Origin of the sequence: uncultured Aquimarina sp. (assembly GCF_947496855.1) — a bacterium.
Classification (GTDB): domain Bacteria; phylum Bacteroidota; class Bacteroidia; order Flavobacteriales; family Flavobacteriaceae; genus Aquimarina.
The window spans coordinates 1-390 of the sequence record NZ_CANMED010000040.1; the positions used below are offsets into that span (position 1 = coordinate 1).

Below are 390 nucleotides of genomic sequence, written 5' to 3' on the forward strand. Positions count from 1 at the left end.
AAATTAGATAACTGTTCTATATCTGTAATTGTCTCATCATTGGTAGGATCATTGTCTCCATTATCATCAACAGTTTCATCTCCATTATCAGATACATCTATCACATCATCTCCATTCGGATCCTCACCCATTACCGTCGCGCTATTCATTACTTCTCCATTATTGATATCAGCTTGAGAAATAGCATATGTAGCAGTAGCTATTCCAGATTCTCCTGGATCTAATGTAGATGGTGTTACTGCAAGATTTACACTTCCGGTAAGCATATCATCTATCATAATATTATTTACTGTAACATTTCCTGTATTTGTAACCGTAAATGTATATGTAATAATATCTCCAACATTAGAACCACTTAAAACACTTGTCTTAACTAATGTTAATTCTGGA

At 33.6% G+C, this 390-nt stretch carries 1 pseudogene; it reads right to left on the minus strand.

The features are described from left to right. Positions 1-390, minus strand: a pseudogene (locus tag Q0921_RS24975) (gliding motility-associated C-terminal domain-containing protein); the annotation flags it as partial.